Origin of the sequence: Acinetobacter sp. MB5, assembly GCF_003261585.1 — a bacterium.
In the GTDB taxonomy this organism is placed as follows: Bacteria; Pseudomonadota; Gammaproteobacteria; order Pseudomonadales; family Moraxellaceae; genus Acinetobacter.
This window is the reverse complement of record NZ_POVU01000008.1, coordinates 63,581-82,431: the sequence shown is the minus strand read 5'-3', so window position 1 is coordinate 82,431 and position 18,851 is coordinate 63,581. Positions and strand designations below refer to the sequence as shown.

Genomic DNA, 18,851 nt, shown 5'->3' with positions numbered 1-18,851 from the left:
TAACCTAACAAGATTGAAGTAAATATGTTGCCACACGCTCTGCTTCTTTAAAAGCGCTTGCCGCAGGCAGTTGTTGTAAATGGGTGGTCGAGGAGACATATTGTTTTTGTAGTAATCCATCCACTGCATGAGTAATGCGATCTTGCTTAAGCCGATCAATCTCAATCAACCCAACACGACAACCTGCGGTCAGTGCCTCATAAATCATCGACACACTATCTTCCGTGACCCAAACCGCTTCGGCCTTTTGCATTTCTTCAAAAATCCAGCCTTGAGGGGTTTGCTCCACAGGGAAAATCTGGAGCTGTGCTGCATAAGACTGCTGCTGTAACTGTACTAAAAAATCACTCGGAGTACGACGTGATGTGGTTAAGATGATCGTTGCTTGTGGCTGCTGCTCAGCAATTTTTTGAATGGCAGTGAATACTTTTTCAGTATTCCAACCGTGACGTTTAGATGAGCCACCCAAAGCAATCAAGATTCGGTTGGCTTGATGATGCTGCTGATTAACAATCGGATTGAGTGCCCCCTGAGTCACGATGACTTTGTCCGATGCAGGCACACCATCATGCTCAGGAATCACCGCATAATCAAAACGCCCTAAAGGCAAGCTCGGCTTCATTAAAATCACAGTTTGGGCTTTAGGATAAACTTTCCCCATCAGCCACACGCGAAAATGGGTATGACTTCCAACGCCAAAAATAAAGCTTGGAGTTTTCTCGACCTGAGCGCACTGCTTAGAAAAAATAGAACCGATCAAACTCAAAATCGGCAAATCAGCAATCGAGATTTCCTGAAAAGAGCAATCTGCATGTTGGCGCTGCATTGCCTGATACAACCCCAAGGCTTGGGAACGGTGTCCCGCCTTACCATCACTGATATACACCACATGCATACTGATTTTTTCCACTCACATAAAAAAAGCGAAACCAAAGTTTCGCTCTTATCTTAACTGATTCAACTTATTTTACGTAAGTTAACCAGTCTTCGTATTTCGGATTTTTACCTTGAACAGCATCAAAGTAAGTTTTTTGAATCAATGTCGTAATTGGACCACGGCAACCTTCACCAATTTGACGGTCATCGTATTCACGAATCGGTGTCACTTCCGCAGCAGTACCTGTAAAGAAGGCTTCATCAGCGATGTAGAATTCGTCACGCGTAATACGGCGCTCAATGACTTCAATGCCCAAATCTTTAGCAATAGTAATAATCGTTTGACGGGTAATACCATCAAGCGCACCACCTGCGATATCAGGCGTATGCAATTGACCATCTTTTACCAAGAACACGTTTTCGCCAGAACCTTGGCAAACGTAACCTTGAGGATCCATCAACATTGCTTCGTCGTAGCCTGAATGTGCCACTTCCTGATGCGCAAGAATCGATAACGTATAGTTACCAGATGCTTTTGCTTTACACATAGTCACGTTTGGATGGTGGTGTGTAAATGAAGAAGTCTTCACGCGAATACCTTTCGCCATCGCTTCTTCACCCAAATATGCACCCCAGCCCCATGCTGCAACTGCGGCATGAATGGTATTATCAGTTGCTGCAATACCGAGTTTTTCTGAACCAATCCAAATAAGCGGACGTAAATAGCAAGAAGCCAGTTTATTTTCACGTACCACGTCGATTTGTGCTTGCTCTAACGTTGCTTGATCAAATGGGACTTTCATTTGATAAATTTTTGCAGAGTTAAGCAAACGTTTGGTGTGTTCTTTTAAACGGAAAATCGCAGTTCCTTTTGGTGTTTCATAGGCACGGACACCTTCAAACACGCCCATACTGTAGTGTAATGTATGAGTTAAGACGTGAATTTTTGCATCACGCCAATCCACTAATTTTCCATCTTGCCAAATAAAACCATCACGATCAGCCAAATTCACGGCACACACTCCAAATTTTCACATCATTATTCACTGTCCAAGGCTTGTGCGCTTGGATCAATTAATCTCTGCCATAACTTGCAAACGATCTCGCGGGTGTCGCGCCATTGTGCAGCTTGAACTTGCATGTTTTTGTTTGCAAGTGCTAGACGGTGGCTCTCGGCTCGTTCACTGAGATAAGCTTGAATCAAAGCCTGCGCATCTTGGCTGGGTAAGCAATCTAATCGCGCAGCATCTTCAAGGATTCGAACATTGTCAGAGAAATGGGCGAGATCGGGCTTCGTCCCACTCCATGCCAACACCATATACTGTGCCATAAATTCAATGTCAACGATACCACCTGCATCCTGTTTTAAATGAAAAATCCCATCTTTTTTTTGCTCTTTACTGGAGCCTAGATGGTCTTTCATTTTTTGGCGCATTTTCAATACTTCAGCCTGTACATCACTTTCATTGCGCTTTTGCGTGAGAATTTGGCAGCGGATTTGCTCAAATTGCTGTCTTAAGCTCAAATCTCCCGCAATTGAGCGCGCACGAACCAGTGCCTGATGCTCCCAAAGCCATGCACTTTTCATTTGATATTGCTCATAAGCTTTCAGGCTGGTGACCAACACGCCCGCCTCACCCGAAGGCCGTAGTCGGGTATCAATTTCATAGGCACGACCATCGAGGGTTTGTGTGGTCATCAGTGACATAAATTTCTGAGCAACCCTTAAAGCAAACTCAAAACCACTAATGGATTTACGGCCATCGGTATCGGCTTGCTCATCGAGGTAATGAATAAACACGAGATCCAGATCTGAGCCATAGCCCAACTCGATCCCACCCAGCTTGCCATAACCAATCACAATAAAACCTTTCTGATCGATGGAGCAACGCTGCCCTTCTTGAGTCACAGGATAACCATGCTTTTGTGCCACCATTTCATAAGCCAAATGCAAAGTTGCTTCCACACAAACTTCTGCGATATCGGTTAGGGCATCAGAGACTTTCATTAATGGACTTTCAGCCAAAACATCACTGGCAGCAACCGCAAGCACATGGCTTTTCTTGAACAGACGCAAGACACGCATCAAGTCCTCGACCTGATCCAGCTCAATGCGTAATAACTGATAACGCATCGAAGCTTCTAAATCGGCACGGCGTGGCAACTCAAAGTCCATCGACAAAAATTCATCGAGCAGTACAGGATAATGCGTGAGTTCTTCACAAATCCACGGACTGACTTCCGCCATTTTCACCAAGCGCTGTAATGCCCCTTTACTTTCGATCAGCATCACCAAATACACAGTACGGCGCATCACTGACTCGATTAATGGCATCAGACGTAGCAACGCGACTTGTGGCTGTTCTGCCTGTAAAATTGCAGCAATCAGTGGTGGCCAAAAAGCTTTTAAACGCTCAAGGGCTTTGGCTGGAATTTTTTTAATGGCATGCCCATGCCAAAATTCATGAATCAGTTTTTGCGCATCATCATCCAGTACAGCAAATAATTGTTGTTCAAGCTGAGCACTATCATTGTCTTGCGAATCAAACTCATTTTCCTGAATGACATTTTTAAATTGTAAACTGACCTTGTCACGCTTCTGATCCAGTACCGTTAAAAACTCATCCCATGAGCTAAAGCCTAAAGTTTCCACCATACGCTGACGCAATGCAGGTTCAACAGGTAACGCTTGGGTTTGCTGATCATTCAAGGCCTGAATCGCATGCTCAACACGACGCAAGAACAGATACGCATCTTCCAGATCATGCACAGCCTGTGGTTCGAGCAAACCCGCTACGCCAATATGCTCTAAGCTGGTCAAACAGGTTCGATCTTGCAATTCCAGTTTTGAACCACCGTGAATGAGTTGAAAGACCTGTACAATAAATTCAATTTCCCGAATTCCACCTGCACCGAGCTTAATGTCATCGTGAATATTTCGACGTGCCACTTCACGCTCGATCATCTGCTTCATTTCGCGCATGGCTTCGAAAGCGCTATAGTCCACATAACGACGGAACACAAATGGGCGGGTCATGGCCATCAGACTATCACCCTGTCGTCCTGTGATGACTCGGGCTTTAATCCATGCATAACGCTCCCACTCACGGCCATGTTGAATCAGATACTTTTCCAAGGCCACATGACTAATCGCGAGTGCTGAACCATCTCCCCATGGACGCAAACGCATATCGACTCGGAACACAAAACCTTCTGCGGTCATGTGATCCAGCAAATAAATCAGCTTTTGTCCCCACAAAATACAGAACTGCTGAACCTCAATACATTTACGCCCATTGGTTTCACCCTGTTCATCAAAGGCAAAAATCAAATCAATATCACTGGATAAATTGAGTTCTTGTGCGCCGAGTTTCCCCATGCCAATCACAATGAGGTCTTGTAGCTGACCATCGTAACCGATTGGTTCACCATATTTCGCCAAGAGCGCTGGCAAAGCAAAGGCTTTAGCAGCACAAATACAGGCATCGGCAAAATCTGCCAGTTCTCGCGTGAGTTGAGGAACCGTAGTGAGTTGATTGGCATCCTGCCAAATCCAGCGAAACATGAGACGAGCACGCAGAATACGCAACTGACGCATCCACTGGAGTTCATCCTCAATGCCTTCTAGCGTTTGCCCGACATAGCTAAAAATTTCTGTAGTAGATAAGGTTTGATGAAAAGGATGATTTTGATCATCTTGCTGTAATTGGTCAGCATACTGTGCCAAGACTTGTTCTGCGTACTGACTAGCGTGAAGTGTTTTTTGTAATTGATCGTGATTCATGATCAGCGTGTTTCCCGTATAGCTAAGCGTAGTTATAGCAGGAGAAATCCGCTTTTGGAAAATAAAAGTTGGCTTTTAATGGGCAGCAAGCTGATCTTGCTGTTGAACCAATGTACTATGATCATCTTGGGCTTTCGGCAAAATCACGGTGAAGGTTGTACCCTGACCTTCTTTAGAGGTCACCCGAATCTCGCCATGATTCAGATCAACAAAACGCTTACAGAGCACCAGACCTAAGCCTGTCCCCCGTTCGCCTGCGGTGCCTTTCAACGAAGTTTTGATACGCGGTTCAAAAACATGCTGTACCTGCTGCTCAGTCATGCCTAAACCTGTGTCAGTGACAGAGAGTTCAACCTGCTGTTCATGCACACATGCACTAATAATCACTTGCCCTGTACCATCAACAGGGGTGAATTTAAGTGCGTTCGAGGTGAGGTTTTGCAGTACTGAAGTCAGCATATTGATGTCAGCAAATACCCGAATATCATCGGGAACCTGATCGACCAGACAGATTTTCTTTTTCATGGCGAGACTATTGAGGACATCCACCACGATATGACTAGATTGTTTTAGTTTAAAATTAATCGGGTGATAGACAAAGCGCCCACCCTCCGCCATGGCCCAATTCAATAAGTTTTCCAGCAAGTTATAGGTTGACTTAGCTGTATCATTTAAATAACTGGCAATATTTTGAATACTGGCATGATCGAGCGTATCCAGCTCCTCTGCCAAAACATCAGAAAAACCTAGCAAGCCATGAAATGGTGCACGCAAATCATGGGCAATGATCTGGAAAAACTTGGTTCGGCTAAAATTCAACGCAGAAAGCTGCTCATACGCTTCTTTTAATTCAGCATGCTCAAATTGAAGTTCGATATAGCCAAGCATCCCTTCCAGCAATACTTCAACCTGTTCAATATCTTCAGGATTAAACTCATCATCTGACTGATCAAAAAACACCAATTGCCCAATACTACTGTCATTCACAGTTAAATTGAGTGCAAGTAAACGCTGATGTTCAAACGAATGCTGTTTAAGATGATCTGAAAACTTTAAGTAGTTGGGATGTTTTGGGGAAATTGGCATATGGTCTGCGGTATAACAAGCCTGTAATTGTGCTGCCAATTTATGATTGGCTGAACAAGCCTGAAACCCCTGCTGAGTCACAAACCAGACATAGGGTTCATGATGGAATGCCCAAACAGCAGACTCAACATTCAACAAACGACGCGCCATTTTTAAGAAAATATCAATTTGATTGCGAGGCGCAGACACACCTAATAGCAATGAGAGCTTGCAATCACTCATTTGGTCAGCTTGCTTCAGTTCTAATAATTTTGGTTGCATGCCTGCCTCACACATTGATTCGTACTGGCATTGTTTTCAAGCATCGCCGTAAATGAAAACTTTGTATTAAGTAACAAAATAGCACATTAAAGCTAAGTTTTTAAAACAAAGTTTAGATCATTCCACTTTTTTTGTAACTAATCCATTCCATTCTTTCTACTCAAAAATCATATAGATGTTGTGCTCGATTCCATCTATTTTCAATTTTCAAAAACACACACAAGCATACTTGACCCCATGGTCAATACTGAGCTTAATTCCCTAGCAATTACAATGAAAACCCTTGGCAGATTTCACTCAAGAATTCTAAAAACACACGTACCCGAGGAGACATGAGACGACGACTCGGATAAATTGCGGTCAGTTGTGAGCTGGCCAATTCAAGTCGAATATGCGGCATCACCTGTACCAACTGTCTTTCTGCCCTAGGCACCACACAATAATGATGCGGCAACATGGAAACACCGCCACCCGACATCACCACACTTCGCACTACCAGCGGATTATTCACACGAATCACGCCATAACTCAAATCGAGTGATGCAATTTGATTATCGACAAATACGGGCAATCGACGCTGGGCATAACGTGTTTCACAAATCTGAATCTGTTGTCGCAGCTCATCCAAGGTTTCGCCCAAAGTATTTTCAGATAGCCATTTAGGGCTTGCCACCCAAATCAGTTGCCCACGAATCAAGGGCAATGAAACCAGTTCACTATCTTCAAGCTCCCCCACCACCACCGCAATATCCACCTGATCACGAATCAGTGCTGCACCCTGACTGGTCACCACAATTTCCAGATCAATTTCAGGGTGTTGCTGACGAAAACTTAATAAATGTGGAGCGACCAGTTCTGCGCTAAAAGCAGGTGGCAAAGCGACTTTTAACCGCCCTTTGGCAACAATACCCAAATCTGCCATCAGCGTATCGGTTGCAAGGGCCTGCTCCATAATCTGCTGGGCTTGCCGATAAAACACTTCACCTTCAGCCGTAATCCGCAGACTCCGCGAAGATCGATCAATTAAGCGTAATCCTAAATTTTGCTCTAAACGTGTCAAGGTCGTACTGACTGTAGACTTGGGGATTCCCAAAGTCTGAGCAGCCGCAGAAATTCCGCCACGCTCAATAATCGCTAAAAAAATAGGAATATCATCTAAATTCCATTTCATAAGACTATTGTTCATTTTTTTGAACGATGTTTTTGATTTTAGCTGATTGTCCTAAAGGCAACAATCATTAGAATGGTGAGAAATAGGATCAGACACAACTCGCTGAAAAGGAACATTTCATGGCACGTATTATCGGTGGTATTGGAGCTTCGCATTCTCCAACGATTGGTTTTGCCAAGGACACAGGCAAACATCAAGATCCAGCATGGAAGCCTATCTTTGAAGGTTTTGATCAAATCCGTAACTGGGTTAAAGAAAAGAAAATCGACGTGTTATTTACGATCTATAACGATCATGTCACTTCGTTCTTTTTTGACCATTATTCATCCTTTACGCTCGGAATTGACGATATCTATGTGGCAGCCGATGAAGGCGGTGGTCCTCGTGACGTTGCGCCTGCACATGGACATCTAGGTTTGTCTCAGCACATTGCCAAAGCCTTTGTTGCCGATGAATTCGATATGTCATTCTTCCAGGGCAAACCTGTCGATCATGGTTTCTTATCACCACTTTCAATGCTCGGTGATGAAGATGGCCCTTGGGCTGGTCAAGTTGTTCCATTACAAGTCGGCGTTTTGCAGTTCCCGATTCCAAGTGCTAAACGCATGTGGAAAATGGGAAAAACCTTACGTAAAGCCATTGAAAGCTACCCTGAAGATTTGAATGTTGCAATTATGGCAACAGGCGGACTTTCACATCAGGTACATGGTGAACGTGCTGGTTTCCTGAACGAAGAATGGGATGCAGAATTCCTTGAGTTACTCGAAAAACAACCTGAAACTTTAGCCAATATGCGTATTGCAGAATTTGCTGAAAAAGGCGGTTTTGAAGGCGCTGAAGTGGTGATGTGGCTGATTATGCGTGGTGCATTATCGGATCAGGTTAAACTGATTCACAAACAAAACTATGCACCGTCTGTCACTAATATTGCCACGCTGGTTTTTGAAGATCTTGGCGATGCACCAAATCCTGAAGAAATTGAAGCATATCGTGAGCATTTGGATTATGAACTCCAAGGTGTTGAGAAACTGCCTGGTACTTATCCATTCACCCATGCGGTCAGTCATGCCAATTTTCGCATCAACTCATTCCTGCGCGATTTAGTCATTCCGCAGCACCGTATGCGTTTTGTGAAAGACTTTGAAGCACTTGCCAATGAACGTGGCCTGACCGAAGAAGAGAAAAACCTGATTCGTGAACGCAAATGGATTGAGATGGTTCGTCGTGGCGTGAGTTTCTTCGTACTGGAGAAAATGGCTGCCGTATTAAGTGTACCAAACCCACAAGTCTATGCAGCATTCCGTGGTGAAACCCTTGAGCAGTTCTTGGCAACCCGTAAAGTGCCAATTACGTACTCAGTTGCAGGGGGCAACCAAGCAAAGTCAATGGATAAAACCTAAGTCGTAACTTTTAAAAATAACCAAGATTCACCAGTTGATCGGTCTTCATGATACCGTCCAGGCATGAAGGCCGTTTTTTATGTTGAATGATCAGCTTACATTATTATTAAATTGTTGATCTGCTGCTTTAATTTTCCGAATAAATTGATCTGTTCATTTCAATAAAATTCACAACCAAACTTGCTGAGTATCAAACTATCCGTGATACAAGACTTTACCGTCAACTTTAAATTCCAAATCCTCCACTCATCGTAAATCACTTGTTGTTAAAACCCATTTGACCCTACCATTTGATTTGGTAACTTTTTCAAAATGGTGTCTCACATGAGTCATGGTGGAAGTCGTGATGGTTCGGGAAGAAAGCCCCTTTATAACGAACCAACCAAAGCTGTTCGCATTCCGATCTCTCGCGTAATCGAGATTAAAAACTACCTGACCGAAACCAAGAAACCAGATTTTGGTGAGGTCACATCAATTATCCCTATTGATCCCGCAACGCAGATGTCCATTCCTCTAGCATCAGAGAAAGTTGCCGCAGGCTTCCCCTCTCCTGCTCAGGACTATATCGAAAAAACCTTAGATATGAATGAACATCTCATTCAAAATGAAGTTGCAACTTTTGTCGTCAAAGTTGCTTCGCTTTCTATGCGCGATGCAGGTATTGATATTGATGACGAGTTGATTGTTGATCGTAGCCTAGAAGCCAAGCATGACGATATTGTGGTGGCCCTAATTGACAATGACTTCACGGTTAAACGCCTGATGATTGAAGGAGAAAACTACTGGCTTAAAGCCGAGAATCCAGATTTTTCCGACATCCACCTTCAGGAAAACCAAGAACTGGTAATTTGGGGCGTTGTCACTTATGTCATTAAACCCTTTAGAAAACGCAAATAAACCCACTGCGATGACTGAACGACATGCAGCACCACAATAAAATCTTTGCACTGGTAGACATCAACAACTGCTATGTGAGTTGTGAAAGAGTCTTCAATCCCAGCCTCAACAATAAGCCCGTGATTGTACTTTCCAACAATGACGGCTGTGCTGTTGCACGTTCTCAAGAAGCGAAAGATCTCGGCATAAAAATGGCCGTGCCTTTTTTCCAAATCAAGGACATCGTAGAAAAACATCAAGTCCATGTTTTATCGAGCAACTATGCACTTTATGCAGAAATGTCTAGACGATTTATGCAGCTACTTGCGGACTTCGTCACCCCTCAAGAGCAAGAAGTTTATTCAATTGATGAATGCTTTCTGGATCTGAGTGCTTATGCAGAACATATCAATCTCACTGACCATGCCCACAGCATTTTAAAACGGGTGTTTCGCTGGCTGGGTTTACCTGCATGTATTGGTGTAGGCAGAAGTAAAACCGAAGCGAAGCTTGCCAACCATATCGCCAAGAAAAATAAATATTTCAATGGGGTGTGCAATTTAGTCGATATGGATCCCTGTTCAATTGAGGGACTTTATCAAACAATTGATGCAGGCGAAGTCTGGGGGATTGGACGAAAGCATGCCAAGAAACTTGCCAGTTTGGGGATTCATTCCGTCATGGATTTCAGCATGGCCTCACCTGAAATGTTACGCAAGCAATTTTCAGTTGTTATGCAACGCACAAGCATGGAACTGCAAGGCATTTCCTGCATGCAACTCGAAAATGCTCCCAAAGCCAGACAGCAGATTATTGCCAGCAGATCTTTTGGACACCGCATCACCGAACTCGAAGATTTAAAAGAAGCCATGAGCTTATATGTGCAAGATGCGGTCAGTCGCTTAAGATCTGAAAAACTCCTGTGTGGATGTTTGCTCGGATTTGCGCAATCCAGCCCATTTGATCCATCCAAACCTTTCTACAATCAGACACGCTCATATACCTTGCCTGAACCAACAGACAATCTTCTGATCCTTTCCAAGATTGCAACCAATATGGTAAATGAACTATATGCTCAAGATGTTACATTCAAGAAATGCGGGGTGATCCTGACATGCCTAGAGCCAAAACACACACATACCCATGACATCTTCACAGATCTACACGATTGCAATGCCAGTGATGATTTAATGAATTCCCTCGATAAAATTCAGCATAAATTTGGGAAGACCAAACTTGCCTTGGGCGCAAGCATGCTACCTAACCGCACTTGGAAAATGTCACGCAGTCAATTAAGTCAGAATTATTTTAGCTGGAATGAATTACTGAAAATTGAATGATCCAAACCTCAGCACCCTACAACATGGCTCATTTTAGTTGAGCAAAGGTCGGAAGTTCCAGCAATACTGACTGTTAGATAGTCATCACCACAGACTCAAACTTGCCATGATCACCAAAGGCTAAAATTATAGTAACATAATGAATAGTTTAATATTTTTAGATTAACAATAAGGTCAATTAACTTTTTACAGGCAATAAAAAACCGAAGCATTTGGCTTCGGTTTTTTAAAATCTTGGTACCAGATTTATGGTCCCGAGGGTCGGACTCGAACCGACACGTTCTCTCGAACAGTGGATTTTGAATCCACCGCGTCTACCAATTTCACCACCTCGGGATTAAGTATGGCTGGTTTGTGCTGTGTATATTATCGTATTTTTAAAATGTGTCAACGCCCTTTTAACACTATCGCTCACTTTTACAGCAAAGAGTTGATATTTTGATGTTTTTTTCAACAAAATCGACCAAAAAAGGAAAAAAGTTTATACTACGCCCAATCTTTTTTTCAGATTTTGGCTATGCAACTCTCTGACTTTAACTTTGAACTTCCAGATCATTTGATCGCACGCTATCCCCTTCAATCACGTAGCTCATCACGCTTATTGCATTTAAATGCCGATGGACAATATCAAGATCATTTGTTTACCGATATTTTAGAATTGTTCAATCCAGGCGATTTAATGATTTTAAATGACACCAAAGTGATGAAAGCTCGCTTAAAAGGCAAACGTGCCACAGGCGGTGCGGTTGAAGTTCTAGTTGAACGTATGCAGGATCAATTTATTGCCCACTGCCATATTAAAGCCAGCAACTCACCCAAAGCAGGCGCTGAACTGTTTATTGGGGCGGATGAAGTCAAAGTGACTGTTCAAGGACGTCACGAGAATTTATTTATTGTGGAATTTTCTCAGCCAATCCTAACGGTACTTGATCGTTATGGTCAGCTTCCAATTCCGCCGTACTTTAACCGTGAAGCTGAAGCGATTGACACCGAACGCTATCAAACTGTATTTCATGACCCTGAAAAACTGGCGAGCGTGGCTGCACCAACGGCAAGCCTGCACTTTGACCAACAGCTTTTGGCTGAGCTTGAGAAAAAAGGCATCCAAAAAAGCTTTGTGACCTTGCATGTGGGTGCAGGCACCTTCTTACCTGTGCGTACCGATGATATTGAAAACCACATCATGCACAGTGAATGGTGTGATGTTCCGCAGCATACGGTTGATCTGATTCGTGAAACACAGGCGCGTGGCAATAAAGTTATCGCGGTAGGGACAACAGCGACTCGTGCGCTGGAAAGTGCAGCACAAGCCAATGGTGGAAAAATTGGTGCATGGACAGGTGATACGCAAATCTTTATTTACCCAGGTTATAAATTTTGTGTCGTGGATCGTTTAATTACCAATTTCCATTTACCTGAATCGACCTTGTTGATGCTGGTTTCGGCTTTATCAAACCGCGACAATATTTTAAATGCCTACAATCATGCGGTAAAACAGCAGTACCGTTTCTTCAGTTATGGCGATGCCATGCTGATTGACCGAGCATAAAAAATAAAAATCGGAAGGCTACCTCGCGTAGCCTTTTTTTATAGATTACAAAAATATAAAGAGTGGTTAAAATAGTCAAACTGGATTAGAGCTTAACCACAATGCCGACAGATACCCTACAGCAAATCTTACACATTCAGCGCAGGAAGAATCAGCAGGTCATGCGTAATGTTGCTCGGCTGTGGGACATCGGTCAAAAAGCAGAAACACCCGATGATTTGCTTGATGCGTTGCATCCGTGGGGGGAAGACCGTGATTTACACTTTTATAATGTTCTGCCCAAGTTTTTAATCATCATCGGTGTTGTGACTTTAGTCCTTGGTGGTTTGCTACATCAGTATTTTCCATTTTTCTTTACGCTCATGATCAGTGCTGCCATCGGTTTTTGGGCCTATCTCATTTATGAAAGCCAAGATCCGATTGATGAAGTGATTCAATTTCTCCGAGAACGGATGTTGACCCTACGTTATGATCTGAATTTCCAGCAACTCCCACAAAGCTTTCCCGATCCAAGTCGCACATTTTCAGTCATGGCTCAACTTAAAGCACTTTTTCCTTTATTTTCCAAAGGCACTGAAGAAAATCGGGTCGATTATTTTGCATCGACCATCTGGCAGAATGAAGAAAAAAAATATCCCGTCATCATCTATCAATACGATTACGTCATTGAAATTGCAACCACCAACCAGCAAGGTCAACGCAGTGTCATTCGTAAGATCAAAAAACGTTTATGGGGTGCATTTATTTTCGATGCGGTTGCAACAGGCTTGGCGATCAGCAACACGGGCAATGACTTTTTCCCGCCTTATGTTCAAAAGTGGGAAACTAGTGATATTCAAACCAATCGAAAAATTGATATTTATGGCTGTGACGCCCATGAAATTGTTAAACACGTTACGCCTAGTTTCACTTTAAAACTACATGATTTTTTTGAGAAATTTACAGGTGATTTAATCTTTCATCCCCGTGAAAATATTGTATGTTATTTAGGTCAGCAAGATTTATTTCGGCTACAAAGCAAACAAACCGATATTCAAGAAATTTCTCATCTACGTGGACATTTAAGAACATTGGGCATGCTGGAATACACATTATTCAAAGAACAGATGCTCAAACTATTAGCGTAATTTTATAGGACATTAGAAATGCTCGGTTTTATTCTATTTTTTGGTTTCTTCATGATTCTGATTCTTTGGGGGATCATGATTCGAAATAATATTGTGCGTTATTTCAATGCAACCCGCCGTGCATGGTCAGAAGTGGCGAACTTTGAATTACAAAAAGTCAAAACCCTCGATCATCTTGAAAAAACCTTGGCGCAATACACCCAGTTTGAAAAAAGCACTTTAGAGAAAGTGACAGAGTTACGTCAGCAAATCATGCACCTGAATTTGACCGATGCAGATACCTCTCAATTACAACGTGTTGAGCAGCTGAACCAAGAATTGATGCGCAATTTAAATATTGTGGTGGAGAATTATCCTGAACTGAAAGCCGATAGCCTGTATAGTCAGATGATGCAGGAAATCCATGAACAAAATGAAAATGTCAGTGCAGCCATTACGATCTTTAACCGCAATGTCGAAGCTTTCAACAACCAGATCGAAGTGTTTCCCAACAATATGATTAATACCATCACCCTGTCGAAAAAGTCGATTCGTCCATTTCGTGATCCAATTACGCAGCAAAACTATAGTTATCGTCCAAATTTCTAAAGCTATATGGTCACAACAATAATTTAGCGGTCAAAGATACCATCCAGCCCGATTAAGAAAGTGGATGGTATCGAACCTGATTGCGTCCCTGATCTTTAGCAAGATACAGCAGTTCATCGGCTGAATGGACAAAGCTTTCGATACTTGGATAGAACTGCTCCTGTCCATGCGTGTTCACACCAATACTCACGGTAATTTCAGGGACTAATTCCTGCTCTGCCACAGGCACTTCAAGCTGATTCACTGCTTGTCGGAAACGTTCTGCCAAAAGCACCGCATCCTGCTGGCGGGTTTCAGGCAAGATCACCACAAACTCTTCACCACCAAAACGTGCCACAAAATCATATGCTCGGCTAAACATTGACTTTAATAAGTCAGCAACGGCAATCAGACAGTTATCACCTTGCAAGTGCCCATACTTATCGTTGTACTTTTTAAAGTGATCAATATCGATAAACAAAATCGACAGTGGACGGTCATTGCGCTGTGCCCGTTTAAATTCCTGTTCCAAACGTTCTTTAAGCGCTTTACGGTTTGCCACTTGGGTGAGTGGGTCTTGCAATAACAACTCTTCATTACGCTTATTCAACTTCTCAAGTTCGATTTCCAAGCGTTTGCGTTCTGAAATATCAAACATAAAACCAATCAGTGCGGTGGTTTTATCATTCTCACGTAATACATGTACAACGTCCCGAATCCAGACATAGCTGCCGTCTTTATTCAGAGCACGATAATCCGCTTCGTGATCGGTTCCTTCATCTGACAAGGTAATACACATATTCACGGTATGTTCACGGTCTTCTGGATGCATACGGTCAATCCAGTCCTGTGCAGTTTCCCAACTCTCAGGCGTCCATCCTAATAGCTCCTCAATTTGCGGCCCGATATAACTGAATTGTTTGGTGTCCCAGTCAATCTTCCACGGAATTGCCTTGGTGGTTTCCACCAATGTTTTATAGAACTCATACTCTTTGAGTTCTTGCAAAAGCTCATTCATGTGATTACCTTATTTCCATGATTGACATGTCAGAATTAGGTAACAGTACTCCTTTTTTGTGTAAAATTTAAACCATTTTTCATTCAATAAAAGCAACAAAAAATTACAAAAAGATATCATTGTATTTAAAACTTTTATTTACCAGTTGACGCATTTTTTTCATATTTTCTTTGTAAAATTAACAGATCCATACATCACAAAACTGGTGTTTACATAAAGAATCGGAGAGAATAGCGCTCTTTTAGCTTGAACAATCAGCGAACTGTTTTTTCGCCTTGATTTGGATGTTTTATGAAGTTTGAGAAGTTAGCTCAGTCGGGTCGTGCCCGTCGTGGTCGTTTAACCCTAGAACATGGGGTAGTTGAAACGCCTGTGTTTATGCCCGTTGGGACATATGGCACAGTCAAAGGCATGTTGCCGCGTGATATTGAAGATATTCAAGCCCAGATTATTTTAGGAAATACCTTCCACTTATACTTACGTCCAGGTCTAGAAGTGATTAAGGCGCATGGCGGTTTACATGACTTTATTAAGTGGAATAAACCGATTCTGACTGACTCAGGCGGCTTTCAGGTGTTTAGTCTGGGCGCTATGCGTAAGATTAAAGAAGAAGGTGTGACCTTCCGCTCTCCGATTGACGGTTCAAAAGTATTCTTATCACCTGAAATTTCTATGGAAATTCAGCATACATTGAACTCAGATATCGTGATGATTTTTGACGAATGTACGCCTTATCCTGCAACACACGACGAAGCTCAAAAATCACTCCAATTATCATTACGTTGGGCAAAACGTTGTAAAACCCATCATCATGATGAACTGAATAACAAAAATGCCTTGTTCGGCATTATTCAGGGCGGCATGTATGAAGACCTGCGTGATGAATCTTTAAATGGTTTGCTCGAAATCGGTTTCGATGGTTATGCGATTGGCGGTTTGTCTGTGGGTGAACCCAAAGATGAAATGATCAAGGTGCTTGATTATTTGCCAAACAAAATGCCAGCAGATAAACCACGTTACCTCATGGGCGTTGGTAAACCTGAAGATATTGTTGAAGCGGTTCGTCGTGGTGTCGACATGTTTGACTGTGTAATGCCAACTCGTAATGCACGTAATGGACATTACTTTGTGACTGACGGCTTGGTGCGTATTCGTAACAGCAAATACCGCCATGACCAAAGCCCGCTTGATCCACACTGTGACTGTTACACGTGTAAGAACTTTACTCGTGCATACCTGTTCCATTTGGAAAAATGTGGTGAAATGCTGGCTTCTATGTTAGGCACCATTCATAACCTTCGTTATTACCAGCGCCTCACTGAAGCAATGCGTGACGCTCTTGACGCAGGTACTTTTGATGCATTTGTTGAAGACTTCTATCAGCGTCGCGGTTTAGAAGTTCCAGCGTGTCCAATTGACTAATTCGCAATATTTGCGCTAGCGGGCAAGACAAGGTAAATTGCTCAATTAAGTCAGTAAATTTCATTGTTATTTATTAGGAAACACAAATGAGCCTGTTTATTTCTACAGCTTATGCCGCAGAAGGCGCTGCACAACAACCAAGTATGATTGCCAATGTCGGTATGATTGTCGTATTTATTGCGATTTTCTACTTCTTGATCTGGCGTCCTCAATCTAAACGTGCCAAAGAGCATCGTAGCCTGATTGAAAGCCTTGGTGTGGGTAGCGAAGTTGTATTTGCTGGCGGTTTGATGGGTCGTATCCTGAAAATCGAAGGCGATTACGCTGTGATCGAACTTAGCCGCGGTAATGAAGTTAAAATTCAACGTTCAAGTGTCGTTTCGGTATTACCAGAAGGCACTCTAAATAGTCTTTAATTTCCTCCTTAAGTCGTGCAATCGCACGGCTTTCTCATTTTAAGAAGATAGCAAATGCGTTACCCTGCATGGAAATATTTGCTGATAATCGTGGTTTTGATTATCAGTACATTATACGCACTGCCAAGCTTATACCCAGATGAACCAGCGGTTCAGATTTCAGGGGCAAAGGCTGGTACAAAAATCGATCAGTCGATCTTGCAAAAAGCAGAGCAAATTTTACAAAGCCAACATATTGCCAGTCATGACAACAGCTTTACCAATAATGCTGCGTTGCTTCGTGTCTCTAATTCAGATGCCCAGCTAAAAGCAAAAGATGCTTTACGTCGTGGACTGGGTGATGAATACGTTGTTGCCTTGAACCTCGCACCAACCACACCAGAATGGTTACAAAAAATTGGCGCCAAGCCAATGAAACTCGGTCTGGACTTACGTGGTGGTGTTCACTTCTTACTTGAAGTGGATATGGACAAAGCACTATCGCAACGTATGGAAACCACAGCCACTGACTTGCGTCGTCAATTGCGTGACAACAAACTGAACTTCAATAATCTTGCGGTAAACAACAACACGATTACTATTCAGTTTGCCAACAATGATGACCGTGATGCAGCAACCAGTTTCTTACGTCGTAATAGCAATGACTACACCTTGCAAGCACTTGCAACAGATACAGGCCCAACACTGAGCCTGACCTATAGCGATGCGAAAAAGCAAGAAATCCAGTCTTATGCGATGAACCAGAACTTAACTACATTGCGTAATCGTATCAATGAGTTAGGTGTGGCAGAAGCGGTGGTACAAAGCGAAGGTAGCAACCGTATTGTGGTTGAATTACCGGGTGTTCAAGATACTGCCGAAGCAAAACGTGTTTTGGGTCGTACTGCTAACTTGGAATTCCGTTTGGTCTCTGACCAAAATGATCAATATATTGACCCATATACAGGTAAATATAATGGTCAGCCATTGCCTGCTGGTACAGAGCTATTTGCTTACCAGTCATTAGACAGTGGTCGTCAATTATTGCTTGACCGTGCTCGTATCTTAACAGGTGAGCGTGTACAAAACGCATCTTCAGGTTTAAGCCAAGATACTGGTGGTGCCGAGGTCAACATTACCCTCGACAGTGCAGGTGGTAAACTGATGGCGGATGCAACCCGCAGTGCTGTGGGTAAACGTATGGCGGTATTGTTTATTGAAAATAAACAAAAAATCACTTACGTCAAAGATCCGAAAACAGGCGCTCAAACTGAAGTTCGTACCCCTTACACTGAATCTGTCGTGATTAATGCGGCAACCATTCAGCAAGTGTTGGGTTCACAATTCCGTATTACAGGTTTAAGCTCTCCTCAAGAAGCCTCTGAGCTTGCCTTGATGCTGCGTGCAGGTGCGTTGGCTGCGCCAATGTACTTTGTTGAAGAACGTGTGGTTGGCCCAAGCCTTGGTCAAGAAAATATTGATAAAGGTATTTTGTCGACTGAAGTGGGCTTTATTTTGGTAGCCATCTGGATGGTGGTGTTCTTCCGTGTCTTCGGTCTGATTGCCAACTTTGCCTTGGTCTTCAACATTGCCATGATTTTAACCGTTATGTCTTGGCTGGGCGCATCGCTATCACTTCCAGGTATTGCAGGTATCATCATCACCATTGGTATGGCGGTGGATGCCAACGTCCTGATCTGTGAGCGGATTCGCGAAGAGATGAAATGGGGAGCTTCGCCTAAACAAGCCATTGTGGCAGGTTATGAGCGTGCCTATAACACCATTTTTGACTCGAACTTGACCACGTTTATTGTGGCATTCATTTTGTTCGCCATCGGTTCAGGCCCAATTAAAAGCTTTGCAGTCACGCATATGATCGGTATTGTCTGCTCGTTGTTTACCTCAATTACCGTGACACGTGCGATTGTTCAGTTGATTTATGGCAAAAGCCGTAACTTGAAAAAGTTGAGCATTTAAGG

At 42.9% G+C, this 18,851-nt stretch carries 15 protein-coding genes and 1 tRNA gene; 9 read left to right on the top strand and 7 right to left on the bottom strand.

Annotated elements, in window-relative coordinates; translation table 11 throughout:
* Nucleotides 1-4: 4 nt before the first annotated feature.
* The 5 genes from C1A47_RS11355 to C1A47_RS11335 form a co-directional block, all read right to left on the bottom strand.
* Nucleotides 5-895: a mitochondrial fission ELM1 family protein gene (locus C1A47_RS11355; RefSeq protein ID WP_111895156.1), complete on the bottom strand. Its 891-nt coding sequence runs from the start codon at nucleotides 893-895 to the stop codon at nucleotides 5-7.
* A gap of 67 nt (nucleotides 896-962) precedes the next feature.
* Entirely contained in the window at nucleotides 963-1,889 is a 927-nt protein-coding gene (locus tag C1A47_RS11350; protein ID WP_045794425.1) for a branched-chain amino acid transaminase, read from the bottom strand.
* Nucleotides 1,890-1,915: 26 nt separating this feature from the next.
* Nucleotides 1,916-4,660: a bifunctional [glutamate--ammonia ligase]-adenylyl-L-tyrosine phosphorylase/[glutamate--ammonia-ligase] adenylyltransferase gene (gene glnE, locus C1A47_RS11345; protein ID WP_111895155.1), complete on the bottom strand. Its 2,745-nt coding sequence runs from the start codon at nucleotides 4,658-4,660 to the stop codon at nucleotides 1,916-1,918.
* A gap of 75 nt (nucleotides 4,661-4,735) precedes the next feature.
* A complete protein-coding gene (locus C1A47_RS11340; RefSeq protein WP_111895202.1) occupies nucleotides 4,736-6,007 on the bottom strand; it encodes a sensor histidine kinase in 1,272 nt (423 codons plus the stop codon).
* A gap of 268 nt (nucleotides 6,008-6,275) precedes the next feature.
* Entirely contained in the window at nucleotides 6,276-7,178 is a 903-nt protein-coding gene (locus C1A47_RS11335) for a LysR family transcriptional regulator (RefSeq protein WP_111895154.1), read from the bottom strand.
* Nucleotides 7,179-7,297: 119 nt separating this feature from the next.
* Between C1A47_RS11335 and C1A47_RS11330 the strand changes: the two genes are divergently transcribed.
* The 3 genes from C1A47_RS11330 (at nucleotide 7,298) to C1A47_RS11320 (ending at nucleotide 10,794) form a co-directional block, all read left to right on the top strand.
* Entirely contained in the window at nucleotides 7,298-8,578 is a 1,281-nt protein-coding gene (locus tag C1A47_RS11330) for a gallate dioxygenase (protein WP_111895153.1), read from the top strand.
* A 312-nt stretch (nucleotides 8,579-8,890) separates the two neighbouring features.
* The gene (locus C1A47_RS11325) at nucleotides 8,891-9,475 is read left to right on the top strand and encodes a LexA family protein (protein WP_413772963.1); all 585 of its coding nucleotides are present in this window, start codon (nucleotides 8,891-8,893) and stop codon (nucleotides 9,473-9,475) included.
* Nucleotides 9,476-9,498: 23 nt separating this feature from the next.
* Nucleotides 9,499-10,794, top strand: coding sequence for a Y-family DNA polymerase (locus C1A47_RS11320; RefSeq protein ID WP_111895151.1), 1,296 nt, complete (start codon nucleotides 9,499-9,501; stop codon nucleotides 10,792-10,794).
* 249 nt (nucleotides 10,795-11,043) lie between these two features.
* Here the strand turns inward: C1A47_RS11320 and C1A47_RS11315 are convergent.
* A tRNA-Leu gene (locus C1A47_RS11315) sits at nucleotides 11,044-11,130 on the bottom strand.
* A gap of 181 nt (nucleotides 11,131-11,311) precedes the next feature.
* Here C1A47_RS11315 and queA point away from each other — a divergent pair.
* From queA to C1A47_RS11300, 3 genes are all read left to right on the top strand, one after another.
* Nucleotides 11,312-12,343 carry a tRNA preQ1(34) S-adenosylmethionine ribosyltransferase-isomerase QueA gene (queA, locus tag C1A47_RS11310; protein ID WP_111895150.1) on the top strand — a complete coding sequence of 344 codons (1,032 nt, stop codon included), beginning with the start codon at nucleotides 11,312-11,314 and terminating at the stop codon, nucleotides 12,341-12,343.
* A gap of 101 nt (nucleotides 12,344-12,444) precedes the next feature.
* Nucleotides 12,445-13,470: a hypothetical protein gene (locus C1A47_RS11305; protein ID WP_111895149.1), complete on the top strand. Its 1,026-nt coding sequence runs from the start codon at nucleotides 12,445-12,447 to the stop codon at nucleotides 13,468-13,470.
* A gap of 18 nt (nucleotides 13,471-13,488) precedes the next feature.
* Nucleotides 13,489-14,058 (top strand): LemA family protein, encoded by a 570-nt coding sequence (locus C1A47_RS11300; RefSeq protein WP_111895148.1) that lies wholly within the window; start codon nucleotides 13,489-13,491, stop codon nucleotides 14,056-14,058.
* 52 nt (nucleotides 14,059-14,110) lie between these two features.
* Here C1A47_RS11300 and C1A47_RS11295 read toward each other — a convergent pair whose 3' ends face one another.
* On the bottom strand, nucleotides 14,111-15,055 hold the full coding sequence (locus tag C1A47_RS11295) for a sensor domain-containing diguanylate cyclase (protein ID WP_111895147.1): 945 nt from the start codon (nucleotides 15,053-15,055) through the stop codon (nucleotides 14,111-14,113).
* 291 nt (nucleotides 15,056-15,346) lie between these two features.
* Here C1A47_RS11295 and tgt point away from each other — a divergent pair, with 291 nt between their 5' ends.
* The 3 genes from tgt (at nucleotide 15,347) to secD (ending at nucleotide 18,849) form a co-directional block, all read left to right on the top strand.
* Complete coding sequence (gene tgt, locus C1A47_RS11290) at nucleotides 15,347-16,477, top strand: tRNA guanosine(34) transglycosylase Tgt (protein ID WP_111895146.1); 1,131 nt, start codon at nucleotides 15,347-15,349, stop codon at nucleotides 16,475-16,477.
* A gap of 86 nt (nucleotides 16,478-16,563) precedes the next feature.
* Nucleotides 16,564-16,893: a preprotein translocase subunit YajC gene (yajC, locus tag C1A47_RS11285; RefSeq protein ID WP_111895145.1), complete on the top strand. Its 330-nt coding sequence runs from the start codon at nucleotides 16,564-16,566 to the stop codon at nucleotides 16,891-16,893.
* 54 nt (nucleotides 16,894-16,947) lie between these two features.
* Nucleotides 16,948-18,849 (top strand): protein translocase subunit SecD, encoded by a 1,902-nt coding sequence (gene secD, locus C1A47_RS11280; RefSeq protein WP_111895144.1) that lies wholly within the window; start codon nucleotides 16,948-16,950, stop codon nucleotides 18,847-18,849.
* Nucleotides 18,850-18,851: the final 2 nt, after the last annotated feature.

Coding starts and splice junctions, on each gene's coding strand:
- C1A47_RS11355 (WP_111895156.1), bottom strand. CDS start 895: ATGCATGTGGTGTATATCAGTGATGGTAAGGCGGGACACCGTTCCCAA.
- glnE (WP_111895155.1), bottom strand. CDS start 4,660: ATGAATCACGATCAATTACAAAAAACACTTCACGCTAGTCAGTACGCA.
- C1A47_RS11340 (WP_111895202.1), bottom strand. CDS start 6,007: ATGCAACCAAAATTATTAGAACTGAAGCAAGCTGACCAAATGAGTGAT.
- C1A47_RS11335 (WP_111895154.1), bottom strand. CDS start 7,178: ATGAAATGGAATTTAGATGATATTCCTATTTTTTTAGCGATTATTGAG.
- C1A47_RS11330 (WP_111895153.1), top strand. CDS start 7,298: ATGGCACGTATTATCGGTGGTATTGGAGCTTCGCATTCTCCAACGATT.
- C1A47_RS11325 (WP_413772963.1), top strand. CDS start 8,891: ATGGTGTCTCACATGAGTCATGGTGGAAGTCGTGATGGTTCGGGAAGA.
- C1A47_RS11320 (WP_111895151.1), top strand. CDS start 9,499: ATGCAGCACCACAATAAAATCTTTGCACTGGTAGACATCAACAACTGC.
- queA (WP_111895150.1), top strand. CDS start 11,312: ATGCAACTCTCTGACTTTAACTTTGAACTTCCAGATCATTTGATCGCA.
- C1A47_RS11305 (WP_111895149.1), top strand. CDS start 12,445: ATGCCGACAGATACCCTACAGCAAATCTTACACATTCAGCGCAGGAAG.
- C1A47_RS11300 (WP_111895148.1), top strand. CDS start 13,489: ATGCTCGGTTTTATTCTATTTTTTGGTTTCTTCATGATTCTGATTCTT.
- C1A47_RS11295 (WP_111895147.1), bottom strand. CDS start 15,055: ATGAATGAGCTTTTGCAAGAACTCAAAGAGTATGAGTTCTATAAAACA.
- tgt (WP_111895146.1), top strand. CDS start 15,347: ATGAAGTTTGAGAAGTTAGCTCAGTCGGGTCGTGCCCGTCGTGGTCGT.
- yajC (WP_111895145.1), top strand. CDS start 16,564: ATGAGCCTGTTTATTTCTACAGCTTATGCCGCAGAAGGCGCTGCACAA.
- secD (WP_111895144.1), top strand. CDS start 16,948: ATGCGTTACCCTGCATGGAAATATTTGCTGATAATCGTGGTTTTGATT.